The organism is Paenibacillus sp. TSM33 (assembly GCF_056099025.1).
Map to the genome: position 1 here is coordinate 1,459,013 of NZ_JBLZXB010000017.1, position 25,344 is coordinate 1,484,356.

The window sequence follows — 25,344 nt, forward strand, 5'->3', positions numbered from 1 at the left end:
TATAATGGCAAATAATAATCAGCATAAAGATTTAGCGTATTACATGGCGCTTCCGTATACAATCCAAATCAGACCAATGAATGACGAAAGCGGCCAATACTTCTTCGCTACTGTAGCGGAATTAGATGGTTGTCAAAGTGACGGGGACACGTTCGCAGAAGCATACGAGAGCGTTAGAGGAGCCATGGAAGGTTACTTGTCTGTGAAGCTTGAGTACGGCGATCCTATTCCAGAGCCACCAGGAGAAAACGAATACAGCGGTAAGTTTAACCTTCGTGTTCCCAAAAGTCTACACCGCCAGTTATCCGAACGAGCTGCAGCCGAAAATGTTTCCCTGAACCAGTATTGCCTATATAAACTGAGTAAGTAACGTATGTTTGAGACTCCTCTATTCTAGGAGGTAAACTTATGGTAAAGGCAATTTGGTTTGTGATTATTACCATGTTGGTTAGTGCTGCTGCGTTAGCAGGGTTGATAACAGTAGTGGTTAAATTGATCCGTAAAAGAGAGGAATAGCCATGAATGGAATTAGAAAAATTTATGGGAATACATCGCAGGAACGAACATACAAGATAAATTACAAGAGGAACGGCCACGCACTGATGGCCAAAAACAAATGGTGGTAGCGTTGTACATCGCCGAAGCTCTGAATCACCTTCGTAATAACCTGACGATGGAAGAAGTCTTAGGACTAACGGAGATATATAGAGAATATCGGCGAAAAAGTTCCATGAAATGATAACATTAAAAAGCTCTGCCGACCAATTAAGGTTAGCAGAGCTTTTTACTATTTAACAATAAACCTCACCTTAGTTCCATCAGCATACTTATCTAACTGATGACTTACCCACGAGCCTGCTCCCCGGTTATCACTAGGGGTTATGTATCGAATGTCCGCACCTGCGCCCCCTTCAGCACACATTGCCATTGGCCATTCATCCCGGTCATATCCTTTTTTAGTCGGATAACCCTTAAGAGACTCCTTTCTATTCTCCTCTGCCCCATCTCGATCAATGGTACATACAGCAGAATGTCCGTTTGCAATAGCATCCCTTATGTGTGTCCCGGTTTCAGGGTAACGTGAACTTGGGAACTCCAACGTATACCCAGCTGCTTGTTGGTTGATTGCTGCCGGTTCAGCATAGACACCTTGAACGGAAAAAATAGCAACTAATAAAAATACGATTAATCCTTTTGCGATCCCTTTTATCATATGACACCTCCATAATATTTAGCCTTCTTTATACTAATTGGAGAGTCATGTCGAAGTATCGCATAGCTTGTCGCAAAGCAAAAAAGACTCATACGATTATTATGGTATGAGTCTCACACGAAATAGGAACAATGATGTAAGAAAAAAGATATCTACAGTTGTATATCTACGGCCTTAAAGCATTTTCATTGAAATGTTATTTTTACAGATCCTGCTTCATGCCAAGTATCTTCACCTGCCAGTTGAACCCACCCATATATAATACCATCTTTTTTATTAAATTTTTCTTTTATACGATCAAGACGCTCAGAGGTTTTAGCTTCATGCAAAGTTCCTGTTTTTGGTGCAACTTTAGTACTCAATACATTTTCTACATTAGGCTCGTTCTCATCCATTGTCCAAGATACTCTTTTATAGTTTTCAAGTTTAAAAGGATGTTCTAAACCACCAATTGAAAACTTCACCGATTTTACAGAAATATACGCATCAGTGTATAGTGAGTCTTCTTTAAAAATTACTAAATTAGATAATGCTAGCGTTTGACTTAGAGATTGGTTGTAAGTATCAGATGTGACAGTTGTTCCATCTGCAAAAGCGGACAAAGGTGCTAAGGCCGAAAACAAAAGAGCGGCTGTGGAAAAACATAAGATAGATTTCCTTCCCGATTTCATGTTCATTTTTTAGTCCTCCTCTATAGTATCTTCATCTATAAATATAAACTTAATGAATGTCTAAGTAAGGGGAGCTTTGTCTGACATAAAAAAAACACATTTCGATTAGGAATCCTTTTTCACATCTACTCTAAATTCAAACTGATTACGGAAGAAATAAGATGCGTTAATCTTGATCGACTCCGGTGTGTATTTTTCGACCGGTCCGCCGTAGTCCACGATATCTATCAAATCCTCACCTAATGGCTGAACAACATATACTCTCACCTGGCTTATTGCAGCTGCAAATAGTTCTATATCTGACTTTAACACTTTATATGTATGGTTCATGCTGATCACCTCAGAATAGGTATTATGAGATATTCTTCGTTGTAGGTAATCTGTAACGGCTTTTCCATATTACCGAACATTATTCTTAACAGCCTCAGAATGTGTACTCTATAGTAAATTCCTGCTGGCAATTCCGGCCGGTGGTCATCCCATCTTTACGTAGATCATAACATGTGTATGCTTAATTAATGATTTACTAGGCTATATAATGAGCAGAAGAAAAGCACCTATATAGGTGCTTTTCAAACAGAAATCAATTTTCAACGATCAAAATCCCTCTTAATATTCAAGGTATAACCGAGTCCTTTCCCGTTACCACCCCAAGCCCCATCATGACCTACAACTTTAAAATAGATCACATCCCCAGGGAGCAGGCCACTAGTGCCACAGACATCTTTCTTCCCTTGTCCATTGTCTTGAGCTTCAAGTACCTCTTCTTCACCTTTATCAGGAAAGTAAGCAACTATATCATAATTGATATATTGTTGACTTTTTAAAGTGGCAATTGCCCCCATTTCTTTGCTCGAAGTATTTACTACTTTAAACCAATCTACATCATTTTTGTCCAGATATGATCCAAAATTAAAGTTACTACTTTGTACATTTAAGGCTGTTTCTCTAGTGTCATTCTGACCAGATATTGCGAAAGCACTTTGCGACAATGTCAATGTCAATGTCGCAGCAAAAAGGACTGATAATACCTTTCTTATTTTCATGTTTATTCCACCTTTCGTCATTATAAAGAATCAGATTCTATTTTATTACATATCATATTAAGATTTGAGACGCGCTTGGTTTACAATTATTGATATTTTGTAGATTATTTATTATTATTTGCTTCCCATTTTTAGTCTATAAACTGCATCAAAATCTGAGGGTCTCCATTCATAATTAACATTCCCTTCTTTCCAGGTTGTATGAAGTATGAGTTTTCTTTCCTGGCCAGAGGCATTTTGCTTATAACCAACAATAACTAGAGCATGTCCGCCTTCTATTGATCTTCTATCATCTTGGTATCTTTTCATTGTTAGCCAAAGAGGTCTACCTGCATTAATTTCCTCTGTTATCAGATTCCAAGCTTTTTCTTGTGCAGAGTTTGTGGCAAAACCATAGCCCCCAAATGAATATATATACCCTACATCATCTAAATATCTAGCAAAGGCATTTACTGCTCGTACGAAGGGCACGCCGCCATCTTTGTCAGGATGGAAATATTTATCTGCCAAAATATCTTGTAGTTCATCATCTGATACGCCACGGTCAATTAATAATGGATATCCATGACTCTCCCAATACTTGATAATCATAGCTGCCGATGATATGGTACATCCTCTTCCCCAATCGAAGTCGGGCACGTCTGAAATTCTTTTCATTCCAATAATACTTGGGGTAATAACTTGAGTAATATCTGGAGTAGTAGATTGAGTGGAATAAGTAGACTCCGTAACAGTGGTTACCTGATCAGCAAAGGCAGCGTTTTCAGGAAGTAAACCTACAACAACAGAACCAAGCAAAGCGGGAATCATAATTTTTTTAAACATTTTGATCCTCCATTTATTTGGTATTATATTCAATACATTTCCATAATATAGAACATTTCGTGATTCAACTGTGATTGATTTCACACAACACTATAATCTATTTACATCTAACCTAAATTCAAACTGATCAATGAAAAAAGCTCTGCCAACCAATCAGGTTAGCTGAGCTTTTGCTATTTAACGAAAAATTCAACTTTCGTTCCATCTTTATATTCATCCAGCTTATGCCCTACCCACGCCCACGATCCAGCTCCACGATTATCCTTTGGACTTATGTACTTAATGTCTGCACCCTCTCCACCTTCGGAACACATAGCCATAGGCCATTCATCGCGGTCCTTGCCCTTCTTGGTGGGTACACCTTTCAATGACAAATCCCGGTTATGTTCGGCTCCTTCGCGGTCTATGGTGCATACTGGTGACTTTCCGGCTGCAATAGCTTCTTTAATGTGCTGTGCCGTTTCAGGATAACGGTCTGACGGGAATTCCAGCTTAACCATGTCTGCCGATACCTGTGTTACTGGAACGGCTACATGGTCGCTCTTAGTGGTCTTTACAACGTCTTGTTGTACACTGCATCCAGCTAATAGGACTGTTATCAACACGGTAAATATCCATCTAAACATATGTATTCCTCCCCCTTAAACGTAAAAACACCCCACCAGCTTTAGCCAGCAGAGTGTCACCAATGCCTTTATATTTACTGATCTTTTATTTTTGGTATTTCTGTATTTTTGATCACATCTTTAATTGATTTTTTTGCGATTAATTTAGCTAACTGTTTTGGATCGCTAATTGCGGCGTTTTTGTCTGTATTTGTTTTATCTAATAATTTCTTCTTCCAAGAGAGAGAGAAATCCTGCCTTTCTTTTGTCATCAAACTAATCATTTGAATCCCTCCTAAAGTAATTGCTGAAAAAATGCTGATTAAGGTTTGGATCAAAATAATGCTTTCTCTTAATCCATATGAACCCATCACCCTTTGTGATCAAAGCGACATCTACCGGTCCACCAACTGTCTCTGCAGCAGCACTTATCTTTCGTTTAAAAGAAGTTATATTAACCAAGGTCTCCGCAATGGAAGCAAGTTCTTCCTTGGGCAATATCTCAATTGTATTGTATATCGGAAATACATGGTTTGAATATAAGTATTTTTGGGTTTCGTCTTTATGTGAATTAAACAACCCTGCACTCATCTTAACAAATTCTTTAAGTATTTGAGCTTTTACATCTTGAGGCAAATCCATCTTCTCCTCTAAGATATTCATCAATTCATGAGGATAATTACTAAACAACTCCAAGAGAAGATTTTTAGAAAAATTTTCATAGTCCTGGTCCACACCACTTAGTATTGTTTTTACCATATCGTCTTGAGCAAAAGGAACAACCGCTCCTTGTCTATCTTCACAAATTTCAACTTTATTCTGTTCATCTGATCTGAATTTTAGTTTATCGCCTATTTTACATTCAACAAGATATGAGAACAGGGAAGGAAATGTATCTAATTCACCAAAACCAGCTACTACTATCCCTGAGTATTCATTTACAAATATATCTTTACAAAAATATAATGCCGTCATCATTCTCAGACTTTCTTTCGCCTCTGCTCTAAGGGGGATTCCATCAAAAGCCCAATTTATGAGTTCTTCAATTAACTGATCTTTTTCTTCTAGAATTCTAATGACATCTTTATGTGAAAAATGTTCTAAATAATTATAATTTGAGAACTCATCGAATCTTTCCGAGATGTATGAATCACAAAAAGACAGGATCTCTTCAGGATCAACATCATCAATATCATCAATTTCGTCAAAATTCACTTGCATATTTTCAATTAATTGGTTTCTTATTTTCCGGAGAAAATTCATTACAATATTCTCCATTCCAGCATTGACGGTATTCTCTGTGAATAAGTAGTTATCTTTTTGTTGAAGAAATTCAAAAAAATCATTAGCATATTCTTCTAGAGTATCAAATACTTTGCCATCAAGAACTTTACGATAAACTTTAATTATTGTTTCCCAAGGAACTCCAGATAATTCAGCATTACCATAAACCATTATGCCTACAGGATGATATTTTGATAAATAAAATAATTTATTTGCGTAGTTATAGATTTTTTCTCCCCTTCTATTCGTGATAGTCACTGCACTATCTGCTGCCAGAGCTACAGCTGTCTTATTTAATATTCCTATTTCAGCAGTCATAGTCAAAAAGCCCCTCTTCAACATACATATTTAGTGGTTCTTAAGTATGATAATACGACATATATCCCTCAACTCCTTCCAACATAATCTAATTTTTTCTTTATTTTATGGTAAATATCTTGTGATGGCATCGGTTTTGTGTAGAGATATGGGATGTTTTAGGGTTATAGATTAACTACAAAGTATTATTCATCACTAAAAATATAGGCAAATTTTCAGCCGATTTAACAACTAAGAAAACATAAAAATACCCCGCCAGCGTATGCCAGTAGGGTATCACCGATGCTTTCGGATTATAAGTAAATTTCAGCCTGAGTTATTATGTAATATCATGAGGGATAAGTCTAAACTCATCTCATCGTTTGCCTTATGGTAAACAGTGCTTATTTTCTACTTATTTATAACTTTTAATAATTGCAATAGATAGTCTCCCGCAATTCTACCTTCATCTTCCGATTCTTTAACTCTTCTTCCAAACTCTATAAAACCATTTCGAGAGTAAAACTCCAGTAGTCGAGGGACGTCTTCACATTCTATATAAACAACTTTCCCTCCTAATATAAGTTGAACAGTGATTATTTTGTCTAATGCCATCTTCAGTAACTCATCGCCCGAAATTTGCTCATTTAGGTTATCCGTAAAATTCTTACCTAACTGCGCAATCAATGGAGCGGGAAGAAAGAACCCTTTATTCACCGTGTCTCTCGTACCAAACTTTGCTATTCTTTTCCTTAAACTTTTAGAAAGACCTTCGTCTTTTACGGAAATCGTTTTATTTGTAAGCGAATAATACGCTACAAATCTCATCTCCTGCTTGTACTGTAAAAAAACCAACTGAGTTTGTGTAATCTTTTGTTTAGAGAATTCAATAGCTCGATTTTTCAGAAAATATTCAACATCTTTGTTTCTCGGACACGAAAAATCAGAGAGGATTTTTTTAACATGCTCCTCTCCAAGTTGTTCAATCATATCAAGCAAAGGGAATTCGACAAAACCTTTCATTAAAGAGTCTTAAAAATCTCCTTAATCTTATCACCACGGATTTCTCTGTGAGCTTTTGAGAAAGTCACCTGATTGCTCCGTTTTTTATCAGCATTCTCTAGTGCAGAAATCAACTGTCGGCTGTTTTTTTTATCTTTTAAAACAATATTTTGTGTAATACTGCTTGTAGCCATTACTGTTGACCTCCTTTCGGCTTAGTATATGCAACGTCCCCTGCTTTATGTACCTTCATTATAACTTTTGTACCCTAAAAGTAAATAAAATTTACGGTTTTGATCGAATATTTTATGAACAAAAAATATATAATACTATATGTTGATTACGCGCACAACCATTCTCAATATATGGTTATGCTGTCAATTTGAAAATTGTATCTTCGATTTATATATAGTTCGTATGTTATAAATTCATTGTAATACGTTTAATGCATAGTGTAGTAAATTTCCTGATGATTATTGTACGTTTTTAGTCTGTTTTTAGTTGCATCTAAATATTACTACTATAACCACTACAGATATATAGGTGAATTTACTGTCTATTTAACAACCAACAAACTAAAAAAAGCCCCACCAGCCGAAGCCAGTAGGGTATTTACTTATAGTTTATTCCACAGAAGCAGACGTTTGGACAGATTCAGTTGGCGGAGAAACAGGCTCTGGTTCAGGGTGGACTAGAGCACTTGCCGTAACCTCTGCCGTAGCCTGTGCCAACAGTTCATTTACCTTAGCTGCCAGACCCGATACCGCTTCCTTAGCTGCTACCTGTGCTGCCTCCTCGTTTGGCTGTGCTTCAGTAGCGAGTACCGCTTTTGTTTTGGCCTTATACTCCAGATATGCCTTCTCAATTGCTGCTTGTAGCTCTGTAGGCGATACCACAATACCTTGTTCCGTCAGCCGCAAGGATGCATACTGTAAAGCCTCTTGCATCTTACGAACCCCGCCAGCATCTTTAAACGTAGTTTGAGCAAGCGCGAAAGCTTCTCCTGCTACTTTATGAATTACCTCTCTCTGTGCGTCTGTTGTGCGTGCATCTAACCAATTATTAGCCTTATTCTTAAGTGTATTAATCCCCGCTAAGGCAAAGGTCACCAGTACGCCTACAATGGCTGTAACAATGGTACTAATAGCTGGTTGAATTGTTTCGATTACATTTTGCATTTATAAATCCCCCTATTATTGTTTTGGCAAACCTGCGGCAGAACGCAGATAATTAGCCAGATTGTTATAGTGTTGCATTTGTTCCTTGTCACCCGCTTGTTTAGCCTTGAACCAAGCTGGTTGGAGCCAGCGGAAAATGATTTCTTGTGCATTGGATTTAAACAGCTTCACAGCTCCAGCAAGAGGCAGATTCTTTTCATTAAGGCCGGCTGCTGCCCGCAGGTTGTTCGCAAGGTTATGAAAATGTGTCTTGCCTTCCTGGTCCTCTGCCTTTTGAGAAGCGAACCAAGCTGGAGATACATAGTTATCAATAAGTGACTGAGCGATATACACAGGTAACGGCGTAAAGTCCAGCGCAGTAGGAGCCGCAGAAGCTCCTTTAAGCTCCATTTCCACATCACAGATCAATTCCTTGAGTGTCTTGCCAATCGTCGCAAGGGCTTGGTCTACGTCTCTCTTACGGGTTGGGTCCAGTTGCTTGTGCGATGGGATGTGTGTACGTGGATTAATCCCCCATTTATTGCAGCAGTAGGCCAGATACCATACAAAACGTTTGTAAGCCTCCAGCGTGTCGATCTTGCCGCCAAAGCACAATTCCACACCCAAAGCTATGTCGTTCGCATCGTCGCCATACAGTTCATTGTCCGTGGTGACGTTGTACAAGACATGCCATGCTTTCTCGGCCGCATCCGATCCGGTTCCAGTTGGAATAATCTCAAGGATCTTCTTATCATCCACAAAGACCTGGGCAGATGCGGACCGGTCTTTTAGATTTTGAAAATAGGTAAAATGGTTGTCCGCTGACGCTCCTGGATTACCCGTGTCGTGTGCAACTAAAAAGACCGGATTCCCGCTTGTTATGCGAGTACCCGGTCTTACGTTATGGCGCTTGTTTATGTAGCGCCGTTCTATTGTGTATTTATTTGGATTAAACAATTATCACAATCCCCCTCTAAAGATAAATGCGACAATAGCAATGATCGTGCCGCCTAGAACGAATTTAGTGAAGTCCATCCAACTTTTTTGCCCTGCCTTTTCATCTTCTTGGCTTTGCTGAAGTAACTGGAACATACGTGCATCCAAGGTATCCCACCGGCGCATAATTTCGTTGAATTGAATTTTCATTTCTGCAGCAGACTGCTTGATTTGCTTTACATCTTCTTCGTGGCGGCTTCGGCTTTCATCTAGATAGTTGAGTTTTAGTTGCATCGTTCTACTTTCTGCTGCGAGCCTAGCAAATTCATCTCCCAGTGCAGACAAACCTTTTTCCACATCTTCAAGCCTTTGGATCGGCACTACATCCCCTTCCCCTCCTTTGAAGATATCCCCCGTTTCATTCATGACCTTTCCCCCATCTCTCTCTATAAAATAAGCCCTCAACCAATCTGAGGGCATAAAAAAACACGCCTTTTAAGACGTGTCGTTAAAACCTATTTAAAATGCTTATCGAAAAAATCCGCAGCAACTTGAGTGGAAAATTCATGTGTAACCCCTTGCGGAGATAGTAAATTCACATTTTTTTCAACACCTAATTTTTTGTAATGCTCCTTTATCTTTGCATATGAAACCTGAGCATCTGCATAGTGGAAATGGTCCATCTCACCATTAACATATAATGCGCTGCGCGGAGCGATTAAATTGCCGACATCCCACATCTCGCCGATATTAAGAATCCCGCTAATGTTGTTACAGATATCGTGCGTACCGTCTGTGAACGTTTTTGCGTAGGTGCCGAGATAACCCTGTACATACGCAGCGCTAACCCGGTCATCTATAGCAGCAACCAACATACTCAGTGCTCCGCCAGTAGATACGCCAGCGGTTCCAATTCTCTTTTGGTCTACGTAAGTGACGTTGTTTACCGCTGCGCTGAGATATAAAGCGTCCGTAGTTATATCCCCATACCACGAACCGCCATGTAAGCGAGATACCGCGTCTAAGACTAGGTGATCGCCCATTTTTGCAAGCTTACCCATGCCCCTATTCTCCATGGTGTAAACGAGGTAACCCTCTTGAGCAAGTCCCATAGCGCCAGCATGTTGGTAAGATTCTGGCTTTGAAATAAGTTCTTCCATTTCCCCATGTCCAGAAAATACAAGGACCGTAGGATACTTATTACTCGTTTTAAACCCTTTCGGGTAGATTACTTCTCCAGGTACTTTTACTCCATCAAAACTAGAAAAAGTTATATCTCTTACATCTAGTCCATCTACCTTTTTCTGCTCTCCGTAGATAATTTCCGGAGCCTCCGGTAATTTTCCGCTATTCATATGAATGCCGTAAACAGATATAAGTTTCTGTTTAAACGTGGTAGACTCATTGGTCACCTTATTAGCGTAAGTGAAGGATGTAGTCATAATTAGGACCAGTGCCACAAACAAAAAACTTATCTTTTTACGCAAAATCGTCAACGCCTTCCAAAAGGTATTTATTAATAGATATTAATAGAGTACCCTCATCGCAGAAGACAAGTCAACGTAAAGTGAATACAAAATGTTCTCAAAACCCGTAGATACAGCACTATTTATAAAGGTAGCTGTTCGCATTTTGCCCGTGATAACATTTCCCGATATTGAAATGTTTTCAAGTCTATTAGCTGTGTCGGTTACCAGGTTAATCCCAATACTTTTTTCATTATTGAGCTTAATTTGATTATCTTTAATGTTTGCGGTCAATATTGATGTGTCCTCGTCCTTTCCTATCGCTATCTGTCCTTTGGCAGTGTTCGCACCAGTAATCACATTTCTTACTACATTTAAATTTTCAACAGTTGATTGATCGTGACCAAGCTGTAACACCAGTTCGGACATTGAAGTGATTTTGTTATTTTCTATAGTGACATTCTGTGGATTAGTTCCATCTAATAGTAACCCCCATATCCCTAGGTTTTTGGCTCGATCAACTTGAATTGTGGCCGTCCCGTAAGTATCTTGTTGGTTGTTACTGATGTTATCTCTTACGGTGACATTGCGTGATCCGCAAATATCCACGAAATGTTGATCGTGATTTAACGATTGGACGCGCTCAATAAGCACATTATCCGCATGTCCTAGCGCAATCAAGTCTCCGTAAGTCCTCGGTTTATCCGTTACATCACCGTCTGTAATGGTGAAATTTCGCAACACGATATTACCCGCCGCTGTGTATTCGCCCTTTGTGTCGTAACCCTTATTAGCAAGTAGTATACCGTTTTCCTTCCGTTCACTACTAATCCGTTTGAGGATGGTAGCACGCATGCCAGAACCTTCTATTGTTACTCCGGGCGGAATGAGGATACAAGCTTTACTATGAACGCTTTTAGCAAGACTTACTAGAAACGTACCTTTACCAAGGACAAGCTTACCGCCTCCAACCCTTTCTAGGTATTTCAAAGCTGACTGTATAGCTCGGGTCTGATCTGTGCCATTACCAGTAGCACCAAACGTTGCAGCTTTAATTACAAAATTTCGACCCTTGTGCAAAATGCCATGCTTAGTGCCAGAAACATTACTTATGCGAAAGTCACTTGCTGATGCAAAGGAAATTCCTAGAGTTAAAATACAAACAACCATGAATAAAAATATAAGTAATTTCTTACACATCATCTAACAACCTTCCTAACTTATAGTAGATGTAAACACCTTACATATAATTGGGAAGTAAAGTCAATATTATTGGTAAATTTACACTCCGATTCGTAACATTAAATATCCATTTGTACGAATTACACCCGTATGGTCGGTTGAGTTGAGTGCCATGTTACAGCCAGCATTACCAGTGTTGATTGTCAGTGTGTTAATAACTCGCCCATTCGCATCATTCCCTGTAACAGACTTGCTCAATACTGTGCCTACAAACTTGGTGGTCGCCCCCTCCACCCAATAAGCCGTCTCAATTCCCTCTGTATCCGTACCAAATGCCGTGGCCGAAACCGGGTTAAAAAACATTGTTCCACTTGTCGTGTATGCCGTCTGTGTGATTCCGCTTTTTCTGATAGGCGAGACAAACGTATACGTCTTTGCAGATTGAATTGTCAATACAGGACCGGTTGCCGCAAAACCTAAAGATTCAAAGTTTACAAACTGCAGGTTATTGGTCCCATCTAACGACGGCGTGGACTCATGGTAATGCCCTTGCATTGGTGCGTCATCGTACACATTATTTTGTGAAACCACCGCTTGTAAAAAGTTTGAAACATTAACCCCTCCGCGCTCCGAAATACCCCATCGGTACCCAGTGCCCAGAACCATATTTGAGATTATCTTTGCTTTGCAATAGAGACTATTCGCAATAGCCGAATCCATTTCAAGTTGGATTCCGTACAACTGCGCGTCTGTTCGAGAATTGGAATCCGACATTATAATTTGGTTTGCGCTAATCAAAATGTCCTTAAAGCTATCAGCCCTTATAATTTTAGCCTCTGCATAACCACCTCCTTGGCAGGCGAAGCGCACGGTATTGTTACAAATAGCAGCGCTAATGCCGTTACTTACACGGATGGCTGAAATGTAATGAGTGCTAGTGGAGTCTCTGATATCCATATCAATAGTATTTTCCGATACCAGAACATTTTTGAAATCGGCAAATGTGCTTGGCATCGTAGAACTGCCAACAAAAATTGCTGCACGCATCTTACCCGTTACGATATTGCTGGAGATAGATATGTTTTCAAACTTGTTTGTTGGATCACCAACCAGGTAGATTCCTGCACTGTTTATATTGTTGAGTTCAATCTTGTTATCTTCAATATCTGCAGTTGATATTGATGTATCTTCATCATTTCCTATCGCGATCTGTCCTTTTGCGGTGCTTGCACAAACAATTACATTGTCTACTACACTCAAGTCCTCTACAGTAGACTTTCCATGCCCAAGTTGTAGTATCAGTTCAGATATAGAAGTGATATTATTCCCCTCAATAGTCACATTGCTTGGATTTGTATCATCCAGCAACAGGCCCCAAATGCCAAGGCTTTTCGCCCGGTCAATTTGGATAGTGGCACTCCCATAGGTGTCTTGTAAGTTGTTACACATGCAATCCCGAATGGTGATATTCCTCGAACCGCAAACATCCACAAAATGCTGATCATGATTTAAAGATCCAACCCGCTCAATTAATACATTATCCGCATGACCCAGTGCAATTAGATCCCCATAGGTTCTAGGAGTTGCAGTAACATCACCATCAGTAATCGTGAAATTACGCAAGGTGATATTGCCGGCTGCTTTATATTCACCTTTTGTGTCGTAGTCTTTATTAACTAACAACACTCCGTCCTGATTACGCTCACTTTCCAGCCGTTTTAAGATAGTGACACCCATGCCAGAACCTTCTATTGTTACTCCAGCTGGAATGAGGATACAAGCTTTACTATGAACGCTTTTCGCTAGGCTCAGAAGGAAGGTACCTGCACCGAGAACAAGTTTTCCGCCGCCCACGCTCTCAAGATAATTAAGCGCATTTTGAATGGCCTGTGTTTGGTCCGTGTTGTTTCCAGTGGCTCCAAACATATCTGACGTCACCACAAATTTAGTCACCTTATCCAAATTTCCTTTTGTTGAGCCAGCAAAACTATCGATTTTCTCCCAGTTGTCATTCATCATCGTTTTCACATCGAAAAAATCGTTACCGTCTGCTACTGGGTCCTTCATATATAAGCCTAGCTTAGGTGTATTACTAGCCAATCGGCACACCTCCCGCAAAATTATTTAATGGAGTGCTGTTTATTGCATTAATGGTCATCGTATGGTGTATTTCACGTATGACAAGATACCGGAACTTATATCGCACTTCTAAATGCGCGGGTTTTATTTCCTCTATTGCGTCCTTTAGGTCCTGCAAGTTCGGTGGCACTCCTAAAGTGCCAATAAATTTAATGTCAAACCGATATTCAGCCGGATATACAATTACATCCACTTTGCCTCGATCATAGCTATCAGCCACATTTTTTATCATGCTTGCTGACACTTTCCCACTGCCACGCATTTTAGAGATGACTACGCTGCGACGTTGTTCAATCGGCTTAGACGGGAGCGGAGTTATTTTCAAATCTCTTTCCCAATAAGCAATTCCCCAAGTGGCCGTTTCTGGATGAAACTGCCGAAATGTATCCACTATTGCGGCATCCAGCTTGTCGAACTCGATATCTTCAGCGTCCATTATCTGCACGAACTCTTCGATCTCCTGGTAATAGTCAGGCAGATAGGACATAAGTTTCTTAGACATGTACTTCCACCGTCCCAAGTACAGCAACCGAATCTAGCGGAACCTGAACATTACTGGTTAAACCGTTAATAGTTAGATCGAAGTAATCAATCACTTGCGGGACATCCAAAATGAGGTTTGCTATTCTCGTTATCCGTACTAAAAAGTCTGTATCCGAGAAAGCCAAACCTTCTAGGTACTTCGCGATGCTGACTTTTAATTGTTCTGTTACATCAGCTACGGTTGCATCTCTTGCTAGTTCAACGCGAACATTTACATTAATAGCAACCTCAGTCGCTCCGACAACTGTGACAACCGGGCCAATAGGCGCAGCGCCTTCACCGTGTCCGTCCTGTGTAGGATCGATATAATTTTGCACAGCCTGCACAACTGCTGCAGACGGAGCGCGTTTGTTATTATCTAGCACGACTACTTTTACGGTACCAGGTCCATTCCACAGAGCAAAAGTTTTAGCGTCTCCAACTCCAGTTACTTCACGCGCCCAGTTGACGTACTGGTTCTTATTTGCGCTTGTAATAGGCTTGGATATTCTGTCTTGATACCGATCATATAGAGCCTCCCCTGTTTCTGTGTCCTCTCCTGATACCAATAGATCGACCAGTTCCGCTCGGGCCAACCCGTCGACAAAATCAATAGGCAAGAGCGAACCCGAAAATTGATTACCTATTACGCCAGCCGTTTCGCATTCCACTACAAACTGGCCGACACCCAATTTACTGAGTACGACATAGTTTAGGTCCTCAATGCTGTAGCGGCTACCGATAGGCACATCCATGAGAACCCCCTGGCTGTCGTAAAACTTCCCTCGCCAATGTGCTTTGGTAGCTTCTTTACGAGTTATACCGGACCACGCCACCGCCGAGTCTAAATATTCCTCGTTTTCGGCGTTCGGGAATATCAGACTTATATTCGTATCCAATTCCACGTACATTTGCGCCAATTCGGAAGCAGCTGGGGCCAACGCATCATATATAACACTGCCCTCCCGTTTATCCATGCTGTCCGGTATACGAGCTAGCATGCGCTCTAAGATGGTTTCAAATGTTTGAGCCTCATACAATGCCGCTCACCCCCGTTTCGTTCATGAAATTGCCTTGCGTAGTCACGACTTCGAATTCTGCCAGTACATCCGATCCTGTGAAGGTGAATTGAAAATCTCGCACATCCGTAATCCGGTCATCCGCCAGCAAAGCCTCACGCACTAATCGCTTAAGCTCAGTCTGCACAAATAACCGGCTCTGCCCTTGCAGCCGGTCTATCTCAGCTCCGTAATCATCGGAATATATTAGATTTTCATAACGTAATGTCTGTAGTATCTTATACACCACTTGCCGCATAGCCTCCAGACCGTCCACAATGCCGCGTGCACGTCCATTCGTGAAGTCTAAGGCATATGTCTTGGTGGGCATTTCTTCCTCTTCAATTTCCTCGTCTACGATGCTACCGCCCTCTGGTATCATGGTTTCACCAACTTATCCATGACGACAAATTCTTGACCGCCTTTCATGCGTTGCAAGATAACTGCATCCCCCATTTTCAACCCTTCACGGATTACCAGCACATCCGGCAGAGCGGTTTGAGTGGTCTTCGTAGCCGTTTCCGTTGGAGTCTCGTCTTTGTATACATGACTGTGTGTAAGACTAACCACATACCGCTTTACACGCTCCGTGACAAGTAATAAATCTGCGTCCAACACCAGCCGTTGATCAACAGTAATTTCAAGTGGATCTACTCCTGTCACCTGTCCTATCATGCTTTCGCTTGGTTTGGATGCTTCTATACTGCCTAAGGCTATATCCCGCAGTTGTTTAATCATTAGTTAGATCACCTTCAGTTCTAGGCTCATCGTGTGCTCAAGCCCAGAAAATTTATGTGTACATGAATCTACCAAATAAACTTGGCTCACTTTTAAATCATCAATAAAGACAGGCACATAACAACCTGCCCGGATACTTAAATCCCCCATAGCATCTATACTCAAGCTTTTGCTTTCCCTATTGTGTAAGGTGAGCAAGTTTTGCGCCTTTTGCTTAATCTGTGCAGCATTCATTTTTTCGTCTACCTTGTCGTACAGCTGGAGTTTCCCCCACTTTTTGATATTGTTGCTGTCCTGGTAAACGTAAGCGTCTCGTTTACCGCTCTCTTTATTATCCCGCACCAGTTTGACGTAATTGTACGTCTCGCTGTCTATGGACCGTTTAAGCGCGTATCCGGTCATCAGGCTGCCATCACCCACGGATACAGATACAAGCATATCAGCGGCCCGTTTAAGGGCTAGAGCGCCAAAGTCGTCGTAGAATACATAGATTGTCCCGGTTGACATTAGTGTTTGGTCTATAGCCTTGTAGATGATGTCCAATAGCTTTTGATTGTCCTCCACCATGGCCGGGATCTTATATCCCGTGTCGGCTATCATTCCGGTTTTGAGTTTAAAGTCTTCAGCGATCCGCTTAATTACGGCCCCGGCCGTCAGGTTTTTAAAAACATAGGTATCATTCGCATTCAGGTAGCGGATTTGGTCATAGGCTGTGATCTTCATGTCGGATTTCTCAGATTGCTCAACGCTAAAGACATAGCCGTAAAATATCTTGTACTTTCCTTTGGTAATCCGGACGATATCTCCATTCTGGACCTTGAACTTTTTGTTCTGGTAGATCCCATCACGGACTAGCGTGATATCTACGCTACCAGGGCTACCGGTGCGCTCAGTCTTCCATGTGAGCTCAGAAACCAACCCGGCCGCATTCTCTTTGCCGGCCATCGACTCCCCAGACACTTGCCACACGTTACCATCTCGATTGTCTATGAATATATCCATGCCATCACCCCGGCAGTCTTAGCACTTGCCCAACCTTTAGCTGTTTGGCCTGTGCATTTGTAATCTTATTGAGTGTTTGAATTTCTTTGTAACGAGACCCATCACCCAAGTTCTTTTTAGCGATAATCCAAAGCGTATCGCCTGCCTTGACCTTGACCGACTTAGGTTTAACCTTCTCATTAGGCCGCTTGGCTTTCGACTTTGTGGTCATGGTCTTTTTTGCGCCTGCCTTAGTTGTGGTTTGCTTCACCTTGGCCTGCACCGCATTGTAAAACACGTACTTTTTGAAAGATATCGTGTATTCAATGTCCGAAGTACCAGCCACAGGTTTCCACTCAAACTCCTCAATCGTGACTGGCATATTTATAGCAATTTCCTGCGGACTCTTCTGCGCGCCTGGATCAAAACTGATCGCAGAATAAATAAAGCGGATGGGCCGCTTAGTGTCCATCCACTTGTCTATTAAAGCTATATATTCAGGTATTGGACGTAATTCATCGGTGTTGACGAATGGGTACGCTTGTCCAGGGAAAAAGCTATCGAAGGATATCTCCGTAAGTTTCCGTGACTGAATCGCATTGATCTCGCCCCCGTCCACGATTTTAAATGTGGAACCGTCTCCAGCTTCTTTAATACTCATTTCTGGCGGATTGACCGGGATACGAAATGCTTCTTCCCCGTTGTTGTAGCTTAGTAGTATGGCGTGTTCCATTGTTATGTGTACACCCCCTGTGCTGTTGAAACAAACTGTTCTTCCAGATGATCACCAATCTTTTTGATGATCGTATCTACATCAGCCCCATTGTTAATGTCGCCTGTCTTGACTTGCACTGTAGGCGTAAGAGTCACGAAGTTCTGTATAGACTTCATTTCTGCGATATCCCGCATGACCTTCAAATCTTCAGAGGAAATATCAACCTTGTCCTCGATCTTGCCGACTTTATCTACCTTGCCAACGTTTTTCTTCTTGTCATTTCCGGCATTAGCTTTTTTAGCTGCGTCAGCTGCCGCGTTCCATTTAGTGAAGTCAAAAGGCTTGTCTGCCTTAGGATTAGCAGCAGCTTTTTGTTTTCTCCGATCCATATCACGTTTACGGATATAGTCCATGGTGTCATCTTGGCGCTTTCTGGCTTTAGCGGCTGCCTTGGATTCCATTGCTGCAATCTTAGCTGCAGAATCGTTCCGAAATTTATCAGCAGATATCTTGGAATCATCTGCAAACCGAGTTTGACTAACAAAATTGATATCCGTCATTCCTGTGCTGTTTAGAGCACTAATCATGTCATTCACTTTGTCTATCACACCATTGGCCATGTCTTGCATTGTTTGCATAACACTAGCTTTTGCATCCAAAAACGCTTGAGCAATACCCACGCCAACTTTAACAAAGAAGATTGGAACTTGATCAAAAAAGTTCAATACCTCATTCCACTTTAGTAATATTGCCGCCGCTACCATGTCGTTAGTCGTATAAACTTCATACATCCATGTCACTAGTGCAACCAACACTGTCAAGATCGCAATAAACACGTTTGCTTTCATTGTTGCGTTTAAAGTTGCCCATGCTGCAGAGAGCCCACGAGTAACTAACGTTTGGGCAAAGATCATGGCTGTACTACTTCCTGTAGCAAAAGCTATAATCCCTTGGGTAACTGCTACACCCTTCATTGCAAGGTTCCAAGCGATAAATGCTGCTGCAACTCCTTTAACAATAGGAAGTATGTTCTGCCAATTACTAGAGATGAAGCCGTATACTTGAGATATAACATTAAAAACTTTAATCGCATTTTGTACAACCCAATCTAATCCTTGGCTCAAATTAGCAAAGAAAGCGTCGAACTTACCTTGTTGAAAGGCATTGTTTAGCATTTGGATCATTGGTAGAAGTGACTTAGTAGCAGCGCCACCAGCATCTGCAAACATGGATCTTACATTGTTCTTCATGATCTCTAACTGTTTGGCCGGACTTGCCAGCATAGTATCAAACGCTTTTTGCCCCATCTTTTGAGATTCCAACAACTTGTCAAAACCTTTGATAAAACCGTCAATATCGCCTTTTTTAGCAAAGTCCACGATGCCGGATGCTCTAATGTCGGATTTACCCATGTTAAAACGTTCAGCCAGAGAAACAATGTCGCCGCTCAATGCTTCCTTAAGGGCGAAGGCAGCTCCTTCCATACCATTCCCGGCACTATCGAAGGCATTCAATCGCTGAGCAAGGTTATTCAGTTTATCCAGTTGGTCAACGTTTTGCGTAGCTGAGAAAAACGATAGGCTGGCTTGAAGAGATTCATTTACATCTTGCCCAGCCGCCAACGCATTTTTCTTGAATCGTTCAAACATAGCTTTACCCACGTCTTCCTGACCGGTACGAGCAACAAACATATCCTGCATTTTCTGCTGCTCCATCGCGCCGCCCACCGTAGCGCTAAACAATTCTTTAAGCCCTTGCATTGATAAGTAGGCTGCTGCCATACCTTTTAGGTTAGCCAGCAAACCAGATGAAGCTCCTTCGCCTCTTCTCAAGCTTCCGTTTATTTGCTCTTGCAATTGGGCTATTTTTCTTTCTAAATCTGCTATCCGCTGTAAAGCGTTTTGGAGTTCAGCAGCATTGGCTCCGCTAGTAGTCCGTAATTGCCGTACTACTCTAATTAGCCTTAATACAAGCATCTGTAAGTTTCCGAACATCGCTTGCAGAGCTATCGGTAATTCGACCTGTATACGGGCATGTATATGGCGTAATTGGCTTTCGATTTCTTGTCGTATACGTCTTGCCTGGCTAATCACATCCCCAGCATTCAATGTTATGTCTACGACCGACCTAGTAAACATCGTCCTAATGCGGTCGCGTATTAGTGATACTTCTCTTAATACGTCCGCTGAATTTATGATTATACTTACGACAGACCCCGAACCCATCTGTCGAATGTGGTTCTTAACGACTTCAAGCTCTCGGAAAGCATTCGCAGCGTCAACGTGGATCAATATCCTGTCATTAATGGTTTGCAAGGCGCGTTGTACTGCGTTTAATTGTTGAATAGCGTTACTACCATCTGCGCTGATTCGTATATTATTTCGTGCAATTGCTTGCAAACGTTCCATATGCCGTGTTGCATTCTCTACTGCTTGATTTACAGCATTCAGCCGTTGCGAGAAATTATCAAATAGCTGGAGACTTGCCGATACTGTTGCCATCATTTCTCCTTTCTGGCATAAAAAAAGACGCCTTTATAGGCGCCTTTCTCAACCGAATTATTTCAGTTCATCAAAGATTTTTTTTGCTTCTTTGTTATTGGTGTTTAACAGTATGTTGCCCTTTAATGAATACTTTTTGAGAAAAAATATTTCTTCTTGGGCCTTTTTAGCATCCTCAGGCGTATCATACTCCATTATCTGTATAGGACTGTTATCAAGATATAGTATTTTGCCGTTTGAAGCTCTCCCGTTTTCAAATTGGAGTTTCCCACGCTCAATGGCCCCTGCGTCAGTATAAGCTTTTACATAATCATCAAGAGTAGGAGTAGCCGCTTCTTCCTTAGCAGAAGAACAAGCAGATACAATCGTTAATGAAATAATCAATAAAAATAAAGTCAGGACTTTTTTCACAAATGACCCTCCCTGAATGGGTAGATTTTACCATCATTCTACCAAGCCATTCAGGGAACGTCTATTATTTTTTCTTAGCTTTCTTTTGTGCCGCCTTCTCTTGGTCTATTCTATAAGAGATCATAGCGTAAATAGCTGCACGTTCACGCTGACTCATTGCCATAAGATCATGCGGTAGGATATGGAGTTCATGGAGGGCATAGTAGGCATAGTTAGCTTCCCCGCTATCCTCCTTTATGAGTTTTTTACTTCTTCAACCAATTCGTTCATATCTCGATCGTAACCGCTCAGAGACTGCACTTTATCCAGCAAAGTAGAATACTCACCGGATAGTAACATCTTCTTAATGAGTGATTCAGCACCCAGAACACCATACGATTTTTGTAATTCCACATCTTTCAAATTCGGGTAAACAACTGCCGCTACTACCATTTTGGACAAGTATGCCTCTGAATCAAATTCATTGGAGTAGATACCATTCTTACCTTTCACTTTCTTTGTTGACTCCTTGCGAAGTACAGAGTTTTCAGTTTCCGGGATACTACGAATAACCCACTTTACAGGCTTGCCCTCTTTATCCTTGAATCGTGGAGAAATTGCCACATCTTCAGTAATTTCAGAATCCACGTTTTGTGCATAAAACAAAGTCAAGTCGCTCATTTATATTAATCTCCTTTTAGTTAAAATTAGGCTCCCAATGTAGGGGCATTGAAGCTATCAGGTACATCCACGTCATCAAAAGTAAAGTCGATATCCTCGTCCAGAACTTCGGAGTCGGTATCGACTTTGGCCATGATCACACTATCCAGGTTCACGCTTTTCAAAACTACAGTTTGTTTTCCAATCGAAGAGGAAGGGTCTTCGTTTACAATCATGATGTCAAAGTAAGTGTCCTTACCTGTCTTGATGTAATCTAACATCAACTGTCGGAATCTCGTTGTTGTATAGTAGATTGTCATACTGCCCGAACCGCTCCAGCCATTGGCTTTGTGCTGTGTACCCCGCTTACCAAGGGTTTTGACATCGGTTTTTTCTTTCTCTGCTTTAGCCTCAAGGGTTTTAATGTAAAACATTTCTTCTACGTTGCCGTTAATCGTGGCAAAGGCTCGTCCCTCTTGACCAGAGATCGTATCTCCAGCTTTTAAGTACGCCATATTATCTCACCCGCACTTTCTGATAGATTTTTTCGATGCTGTCCACAGGCTTAACAAAGTATTCGGCGTAAATCGCATCTTTGTCGGTACCGGCTACTACCGTTACGTCTGTTTGGCTATTAAAATCCTCGATTGCGTTTATGCTTTGATTGAGTTCAAAAATTGAAATGGCTTCTTTCTTAAAAAGATTCCGTCCATCGGCATTATTATCCACCTTGCCGATATATGAGCCTTCGTAAACTCTCTGCAAGTCAGTTCCAATACCATCCAATGTACGAAGTACACGATTCTTCCGGAAATCTTTATTTTTGGTAGGCGTGAAACTGCGGAAAGTGTTGATGTCCTGCTGCACCTTAGCCTTGCCGTCTTTAAAAATGAAGAAGAATTGCCCTTTTTGAACTGCTGCAATAGCTTCTCGGTTGGTGAACCTAACGTCAACATCCACAGCATCGTCGTAGTCAGCGTAAGTCAATGACTGGTTAACGTTTGCCGCCGCTGTTGCAGCCGCAACCCATGCTACGGCCTTTGTTTTATCAATCACTGTGCCATCGGACAAAATAACACCATTTGGCACATTGATTACACCTTCATAATCAGCTGCATCATAGTTTGGAACAACCAACTGTACATATTTCCCCTCATCATCACGCAGGCGTTTGATGTAGGTGGCATAAAGAGGCTTAAGGGTGGCATCATCATAAGGCAGACCCACGGTGTTAAACACTTGAGTCTCAATGGCTGCCATATAATCGGAATGATCAGCGTTGGTTACAGTGCCATCAGCCCCGCCAGTCAGCGGAGCCCCGGCCGTAGCTGCCAACGTCTTATCTGTAGCTGTCGCCTTAAAGCTAACCCACTCGTTCGCAACCAGCCCGTCAATGTTAGCAACCTTTTGTGTGTTTACCTCTCGGCCCTCAACCAGGGTGCGAACGTTGAAGCTAGACGGTGTATCTATATCGGCCTGAATAACGATTGAAATATCGTTACCTCTCACGCCGCCATACTTCGCCGTAGCGACAAGATTGCCGCTTGTGACCGTAGCCTTTGTCCCTTCGTTTAATCGGTACACAAGCAGCGTTTTAGCGCGTTTAAGAGCCTCCTTAACCAACAGGAGACTCGCGTGTGTAATGTCATATCCCAACGCTTTTGAAATATCATCACCAGCATCGATAGTAATGATTTGTTTTGCTGGTCCCCAACTTAATGTCAATGGCAGGGTAACGGTACCACGATCGCTTAACGTGCCTAGTGGTTTAGGCTCAGATATAACGTTGGTATATACGCCAGGTAGATCCTTGTTCTGTGTAACCCAAGTGCCGGCCATTATTTAACCTCCTTCTTCAACCATTCAGCGAGAACTCGTTTAGCTTCACCGATGGTGTAATCCTGGTCATCCTCTAGAAGGACGTTCAGTGTATCTTTTTCAATCTGCGTGAACTGCTGTGATTCTTGAAATTGTTCTTTGGCAAAACGGGGTTCTACCGAAGCTGTGGATTGTGCCGCCTCTTTCTTCGTAGGCGCTGCCGCAGGCGTTGTCTCGGTTTCTGTTTCTTGGTTATCAGCCACGTATACCAGCCTCCTGTTTTAAAGTCCTCATTTTTGTTTCTGGTCCCTTTGGTTTCATAAGGTGAACGTTAATGTCCAGGAAGAAATGCAGCACATCATCGACAATTTGGTGTTTTAAGCCAATCGCCCTGTACAGGCTGCCTTCCCACTGGATGTATTCCAATTCCTCATATAGCCGATCAGCCACGGCCTCGCATTCTCGGCGCTTCTCTGGATTGTCTGGGTCTGGGAAATAGTGAATGTCATAGTTGCCCACTCTCATGTAACGTCGCCCAAGTTCGCGGTCTTGTGAGCCGTTTATGAGCAACACAAAAAAGCACGGTTCCTTGAAACCCTGCTCGATTCGCTCATCGTACACTGGGACACCCGTTCGAAAGGTGCTCAGGTACTTCAATATTCCGTTTTTAACATCTTCCATTGCATCACCTCAGGTGGTCTTCCATAAATCGTTTCAGCTTGCGATCCATGAGTGCAGGCAATTCTCTTTCAAGTTCCCTTTCGGAAATTGTCAGCATAAACCGTCCCTCCACCCATCCGGTGTGCAGCCTTGTGCGGTGTCCATATTCCACATAAGGGGCATATTCAACCGGGTTAAACAATTCAATGCTGTAGCCGCCTCCTACACGTTCTACAGGACCAAGCTGCCAGTTACGCCGGAGCATTCCCGTATCTACGGGAGTCCTCGCCACCGTTTTAGCTAAAAGCCTGCTGGCAAGCTCGCGTATGCAGTCCTCTACAAAGCGAGGATAGTCGGCTTGCATCTTTCGCAGGCTCTTGCCTAGCTGCTCAAACTCACTAAAATCAAACTCAGCAAAACTCATGCCTTACCAACCCGCTTCATCTTGATCTCCTGATGTGTTGGATAAATGAAGGGCTCGCCCGATTGCTGAAATTCATAGCTCATGCCGTCCTGTGTAACAAAGATACGGCTTCCAGACGGAATAACGATATCAGGCGCAATAAACAGCTTGCCGTCATATGCGACATCATTGTTCGTGTCCGTTTGGGCCGCGCTTGGCAAGGATGCCTGAGACAATGCACACGGCTGGTTGTCGAATATAACACCTTTGCGCGGTCGCTCAGTGCCTGTTACTGGGTCTTTGTAGGTTATCTGTCCCTCTACCCGACAAACTCCCGTATAGGTCATTTCAAGCAGTCTGCGTTCTGTTGCTGAATTGCCCAATTGCATGCTACCACCTCAATCTGCGGAATGCGTTAAGCTGTGCGCCATATGCCTTAATAAAGGCGGTACCCTCAACGCCTTGCTTTGCATCCGCAAAGAATGTGAATTGCACGTCACCGCGCTTGATGCTCTGGACGTTCTTTTCACCTTCACCAGCTGCGGCCGGAGCAACGAACTGATTGAGGTAATAGTCCTTGGTGATCAGCAACATTGTATTTTCTAGTTGCTCCGGTATGTCGGATATGTTGCAGTAGTTTTTGATGCCGTCAATGGTGAAATCCAAGGAAAAACCAAGTTGCACATCCTTACTCGTATCAGTAACTGGGATGCCAAGTAGGATTTTAAGCTTGGTCAGCAGCGCTTCCCTGCGGTTCGGTTCCATTGCCTTCACCCGCTTTCAGAATGGCTGCGAGTACGTCTTCCTTTTTAGTTGCGCCAGCAAGGTCAATGGAGTTTTGTTCGGCGTGATCCTTCAGTTGAGCTAGATTCATTTTGTTGACATCCGTTTCGACGGGTTCTTCAGGCACTTCCGTATCAGGGCTAATAACTTTGTCAGCGATCAACCCCGGCACATGCTTTGGAGCTACCTCAATTTCCTGCCCCTTGATGTGGAATTCACCGCCGTACTTTGCACTATTTGTAAGAGTCACTTTCACTCTACTCACTCCTCCCAAAATAAATAGGAGAGACGA

At 42.0% G+C, this 25,344-nt stretch carries 34 protein-coding genes; 1 reads left to right on the top strand and 33 read right to left on the bottom strand.

The features are described 5' to 3' along the window. Positions 1 to 4: 4 nt before the first annotated feature. Complete coding sequence (locus ACN6NF_RS18415) at positions 5 to 370, top strand: type II toxin-antitoxin system HicB family antitoxin (RefSeq protein ID WP_474318961.1); 366 nt, start codon at positions 5 to 7, stop codon at positions 368 to 370. 417 nt (positions 371 to 787) lie between these two features. On the opposite strand, the gene ACN6NF_RS18420 is transcribed toward ACN6NF_RS18415, so the two are convergent. From ACN6NF_RS18420 to ACN6NF_RS18580, 33 genes are all read right to left on the bottom strand, one after another. Continuing rightward, the gene (locus ACN6NF_RS18420; RefSeq protein WP_474318962.1) at positions 788 to 1,213 is read right to left on the bottom strand and encodes a NucA/NucB deoxyribonuclease domain-containing protein; all 426 of its coding nucleotides are present in this window, start codon (positions 1,211 to 1,213) and stop codon (positions 788 to 790) included. 185 nt (positions 1,214 to 1,398) lie between these two features. After that, on the bottom strand, positions 1,399 to 1,890 hold the full coding sequence (locus tag ACN6NF_RS18425; RefSeq protein ID WP_474318963.1) for a hypothetical protein: 492 nt from the start codon (positions 1,888 to 1,890) through the stop codon (positions 1,399 to 1,401). 99 nt (positions 1,891 to 1,989) lie between these two features. Further along, the gene (locus ACN6NF_RS18430; protein WP_474318964.1) at positions 1,990 to 2,214 is read right to left on the bottom strand and encodes a hypothetical protein; all 225 of its coding nucleotides are present in this window, start codon (positions 2,212 to 2,214) and stop codon (positions 1,990 to 1,992) included. Positions 2,215 to 2,474: 260 nt separating this feature from the next. Next, positions 2,475 to 2,930 (bottom strand): hypothetical protein, encoded by a 456-nt coding sequence (locus ACN6NF_RS18435; protein WP_474318965.1) that lies wholly within the window; start codon positions 2,928 to 2,930, stop codon positions 2,475 to 2,477. Between the two features lie 114 nt (positions 2,931 to 3,044). Beyond that, positions 3,045 to 3,755, bottom strand: coding sequence for a C39 family peptidase (locus ACN6NF_RS18440; RefSeq protein WP_474318966.1), 711 nt, complete (start codon positions 3,753 to 3,755; stop codon positions 3,045 to 3,047). A gap of 173 nt (positions 3,756 to 3,928) precedes the next feature. Next, positions 3,929 to 4,381, bottom strand: a complete 453-nt coding sequence (locus tag ACN6NF_RS18445) for a NucA/NucB deoxyribonuclease domain-containing protein (RefSeq protein ID WP_474318967.1) — start codon at positions 4,379 to 4,381, stop codon at positions 3,929 to 3,931. A 74-nt stretch (positions 4,382 to 4,455) separates the two neighbouring features. Next, positions 4,456 to 4,644, bottom strand: coding sequence for a hypothetical protein (locus ACN6NF_RS18450; protein WP_474318968.1), 189 nt, complete (start codon positions 4,642 to 4,644; stop codon positions 4,456 to 4,458). After that, on the bottom strand, positions 4,637 to 5,962 hold the full coding sequence (locus ACN6NF_RS18455) for a hypothetical protein (protein ID WP_474318969.1): 1,326 nt from the start codon (positions 5,960 to 5,962) through the stop codon (positions 4,637 to 4,639). The genes ACN6NF_RS18450 and ACN6NF_RS18455 overlap by 8 nt, the downstream gene beginning before the upstream one ends. A gap of 390 nt (positions 5,963 to 6,352) precedes the next feature. Continuing rightward, complete coding sequence (locus ACN6NF_RS18460) at positions 6,353 to 6,964, bottom strand: hypothetical protein (RefSeq protein WP_474318970.1); 612 nt, start codon at positions 6,962 to 6,964, stop codon at positions 6,353 to 6,355. Next, on the bottom strand, positions 6,964 to 7,137 hold the full coding sequence (locus tag ACN6NF_RS18465; protein ID WP_474318971.1) for a hypothetical protein: 174 nt from the start codon (positions 7,135 to 7,137) through the stop codon (positions 6,964 to 6,966). Before ACN6NF_RS18465 ends, ACN6NF_RS18460 begins: the two co-directional genes overlap by 1 nt. A gap of 429 nt (positions 7,138 to 7,566) precedes the next feature. Beyond that, the gene (locus ACN6NF_RS18470) at positions 7,567 to 8,121 is read right to left on the bottom strand and encodes a phage holin, LLH family (RefSeq protein ID WP_474318972.1); all 555 of its coding nucleotides are present in this window, start codon (positions 8,119 to 8,121) and stop codon (positions 7,567 to 7,569) included. 15 nt (positions 8,122 to 8,136) lie between these two features. Next, positions 8,137 to 9,057, bottom strand: a complete 921-nt coding sequence (locus tag ACN6NF_RS18475) for a peptidoglycan recognition protein family protein (protein WP_474318973.1) — start codon at positions 9,055 to 9,057, stop codon at positions 8,137 to 8,139. A 3-nt stretch (positions 9,058 to 9,060) separates the two neighbouring features. Then, entirely contained in the window at positions 9,061 to 9,462 is a 402-nt protein-coding gene (locus tag ACN6NF_RS18480) for a hypothetical protein (protein WP_090887529.1), read from the bottom strand. Between the two features lie 89 nt (positions 9,463 to 9,551). After that, positions 9,552 to 10,523, bottom strand: coding sequence for an acetylxylan esterase (locus tag ACN6NF_RS18485; protein WP_474318974.1), 972 nt, complete (start codon positions 10,521 to 10,523; stop codon positions 9,552 to 9,554). 39 nt (positions 10,524 to 10,562) lie between these two features. Continuing rightward, positions 10,563 to 11,705 carry a hypothetical protein gene (locus ACN6NF_RS18490; RefSeq protein ID WP_474318975.1) on the bottom strand — a complete coding sequence of 381 codons (1,143 nt, stop codon included), beginning with the start codon at positions 11,703 to 11,705 and terminating at the stop codon, positions 10,563 to 10,565. Between the two features lie 78 nt (positions 11,706 to 11,783). Next, positions 11,784 to 13,784, bottom strand: a complete 2,001-nt coding sequence (locus tag ACN6NF_RS18495; protein ID WP_474318976.1) for a glycoside hydrolase family protein — start codon at positions 13,782 to 13,784, stop codon at positions 11,784 to 11,786. After that, the gene (locus ACN6NF_RS18500; RefSeq protein WP_474318977.1) at positions 13,777 to 14,325 is read right to left on the bottom strand and encodes a YmfQ family protein; all 549 of its coding nucleotides are present in this window, start codon (positions 14,323 to 14,325) and stop codon (positions 13,777 to 13,779) included. The genes ACN6NF_RS18495 and ACN6NF_RS18500 overlap by 8 nt, the downstream gene beginning before the upstream one ends. Continuing rightward, complete coding sequence (locus ACN6NF_RS18505; protein WP_474318978.1) at positions 14,318 to 15,385, bottom strand: baseplate J/gp47 family protein; 1,068 nt, start codon at positions 15,383 to 15,385, stop codon at positions 14,318 to 14,320. Before ACN6NF_RS18505 ends, ACN6NF_RS18500 begins: the two co-directional genes overlap by 8 nt. Continuing rightward, on the bottom strand, positions 15,378 to 15,785 hold the full coding sequence (locus ACN6NF_RS18510) for a DUF2634 domain-containing protein (protein ID WP_474318979.1): 408 nt from the start codon (positions 15,783 to 15,785) through the stop codon (positions 15,378 to 15,380). The genes ACN6NF_RS18505 and ACN6NF_RS18510 overlap by 8 nt, the downstream gene beginning before the upstream one ends. Continuing rightward, positions 15,782 to 16,141 (bottom strand): DUF2577 domain-containing protein, encoded by a 360-nt coding sequence (locus tag ACN6NF_RS18515; RefSeq protein WP_474318980.1) that lies wholly within the window; start codon positions 16,139 to 16,141, stop codon positions 15,782 to 15,784. The genes ACN6NF_RS18510 and ACN6NF_RS18515 overlap by 4 nt, the downstream gene beginning before the upstream one ends. Positions 16,142 to 16,144: 3 nt before the next feature. Beyond that, positions 16,145 to 17,143, bottom strand: a complete 999-nt coding sequence (locus ACN6NF_RS18520; protein WP_474318981.1) for an XkdQ/YqbQ family protein — start codon at positions 17,141 to 17,143, stop codon at positions 16,145 to 16,147. A gap of 4 nt (positions 17,144 to 17,147) precedes the next feature. Further along, complete coding sequence (locus tag ACN6NF_RS18525; protein ID WP_474318982.1) at positions 17,148 to 17,855, bottom strand: LysM peptidoglycan-binding domain-containing protein; 708 nt, start codon at positions 17,853 to 17,855, stop codon at positions 17,148 to 17,150. A gap of 2 nt (positions 17,856 to 17,857) precedes the next feature. Beyond that, positions 17,858 to 20,338: a phage tail family protein gene (locus ACN6NF_RS18530; protein WP_474318983.1), complete on the bottom strand. Its 2,481-nt coding sequence runs from the start codon at positions 20,336 to 20,338 to the stop codon at positions 17,858 to 17,860. Between the two features lie 57 nt (positions 20,339 to 20,395). Then, entirely contained in the window at positions 20,396 to 20,749 is a 354-nt protein-coding gene (locus ACN6NF_RS18535) for a hypothetical protein (RefSeq protein WP_474318984.1), read from the bottom strand. Between the two features lie 234 nt (positions 20,750 to 20,983). Then, positions 20,984 to 21,409, bottom strand: a complete 426-nt coding sequence (locus ACN6NF_RS18540) for a phage tail assembly chaperone (RefSeq protein ID WP_474318985.1) — start codon at positions 21,407 to 21,409, stop codon at positions 20,984 to 20,986. A gap of 26 nt (positions 21,410 to 21,435) precedes the next feature. Beyond that, a complete protein-coding gene (locus tag ACN6NF_RS18545; protein WP_226000891.1) occupies positions 21,436 to 21,903 on the bottom strand; it encodes a phage tail tube protein in 468 nt (155 codons plus the stop codon). Position 21,904: 1 nt separating this feature from the next. After that, entirely contained in the window at positions 21,905 to 23,230 is a 1,326-nt protein-coding gene (locus tag ACN6NF_RS18550) for a phage tail sheath family protein (RefSeq protein ID WP_474319080.1), read from the bottom strand. Beyond that, a complete protein-coding gene (locus ACN6NF_RS18555; RefSeq protein WP_474318986.1) occupies positions 23,227 to 23,469 on the bottom strand; it encodes a hypothetical protein in 243 nt (80 codons plus the stop codon). Before ACN6NF_RS18555 ends, ACN6NF_RS18550 begins: the two co-directional genes overlap by 4 nt. Next, a complete protein-coding gene (locus ACN6NF_RS18560) occupies positions 23,462 to 23,887 on the bottom strand; it encodes a phage tail terminator family protein (protein WP_474318987.1) in 426 nt (141 codons plus the stop codon). The genes ACN6NF_RS18555 and ACN6NF_RS18560 overlap by 8 nt, the downstream gene beginning before the upstream one ends. Before the next feature lie 4 nt (positions 23,888 to 23,891). Further along, positions 23,892 to 24,290 carry an HK97 gp10 family phage protein gene (locus tag ACN6NF_RS18565; protein ID WP_474318988.1) on the bottom strand — a complete coding sequence of 133 codons (399 nt, stop codon included), beginning with the start codon at positions 24,288 to 24,290 and terminating at the stop codon, positions 23,892 to 23,894. Next, positions 24,287 to 24,658 carry an ABC transporter ATP-binding protein gene (locus ACN6NF_RS18570; RefSeq protein WP_474318989.1) on the bottom strand — a complete coding sequence of 124 codons (372 nt, stop codon included), beginning with the start codon at positions 24,656 to 24,658 and terminating at the stop codon, positions 24,287 to 24,289. The genes ACN6NF_RS18565 and ACN6NF_RS18570 overlap by 4 nt, the downstream gene beginning before the upstream one ends. A 1-nt stretch (position 24,659) precedes the next feature. Continuing rightward, entirely contained in the window at positions 24,660 to 25,034 is a 375-nt protein-coding gene (locus tag ACN6NF_RS18575; protein WP_474319081.1) for a phage head-tail connector protein, read from the bottom strand. Next, positions 24,994 to 25,308, bottom strand: coding sequence for a Rho termination factor N-terminal domain-containing protein (locus tag ACN6NF_RS18580; protein ID WP_474318990.1), 315 nt, complete (start codon positions 25,306 to 25,308; stop codon positions 24,994 to 24,996). The genes ACN6NF_RS18575 and ACN6NF_RS18580 overlap by 41 nt, the downstream gene beginning before the upstream one ends. Positions 25,309 to 25,344: the final 36 nt, after the last annotated feature.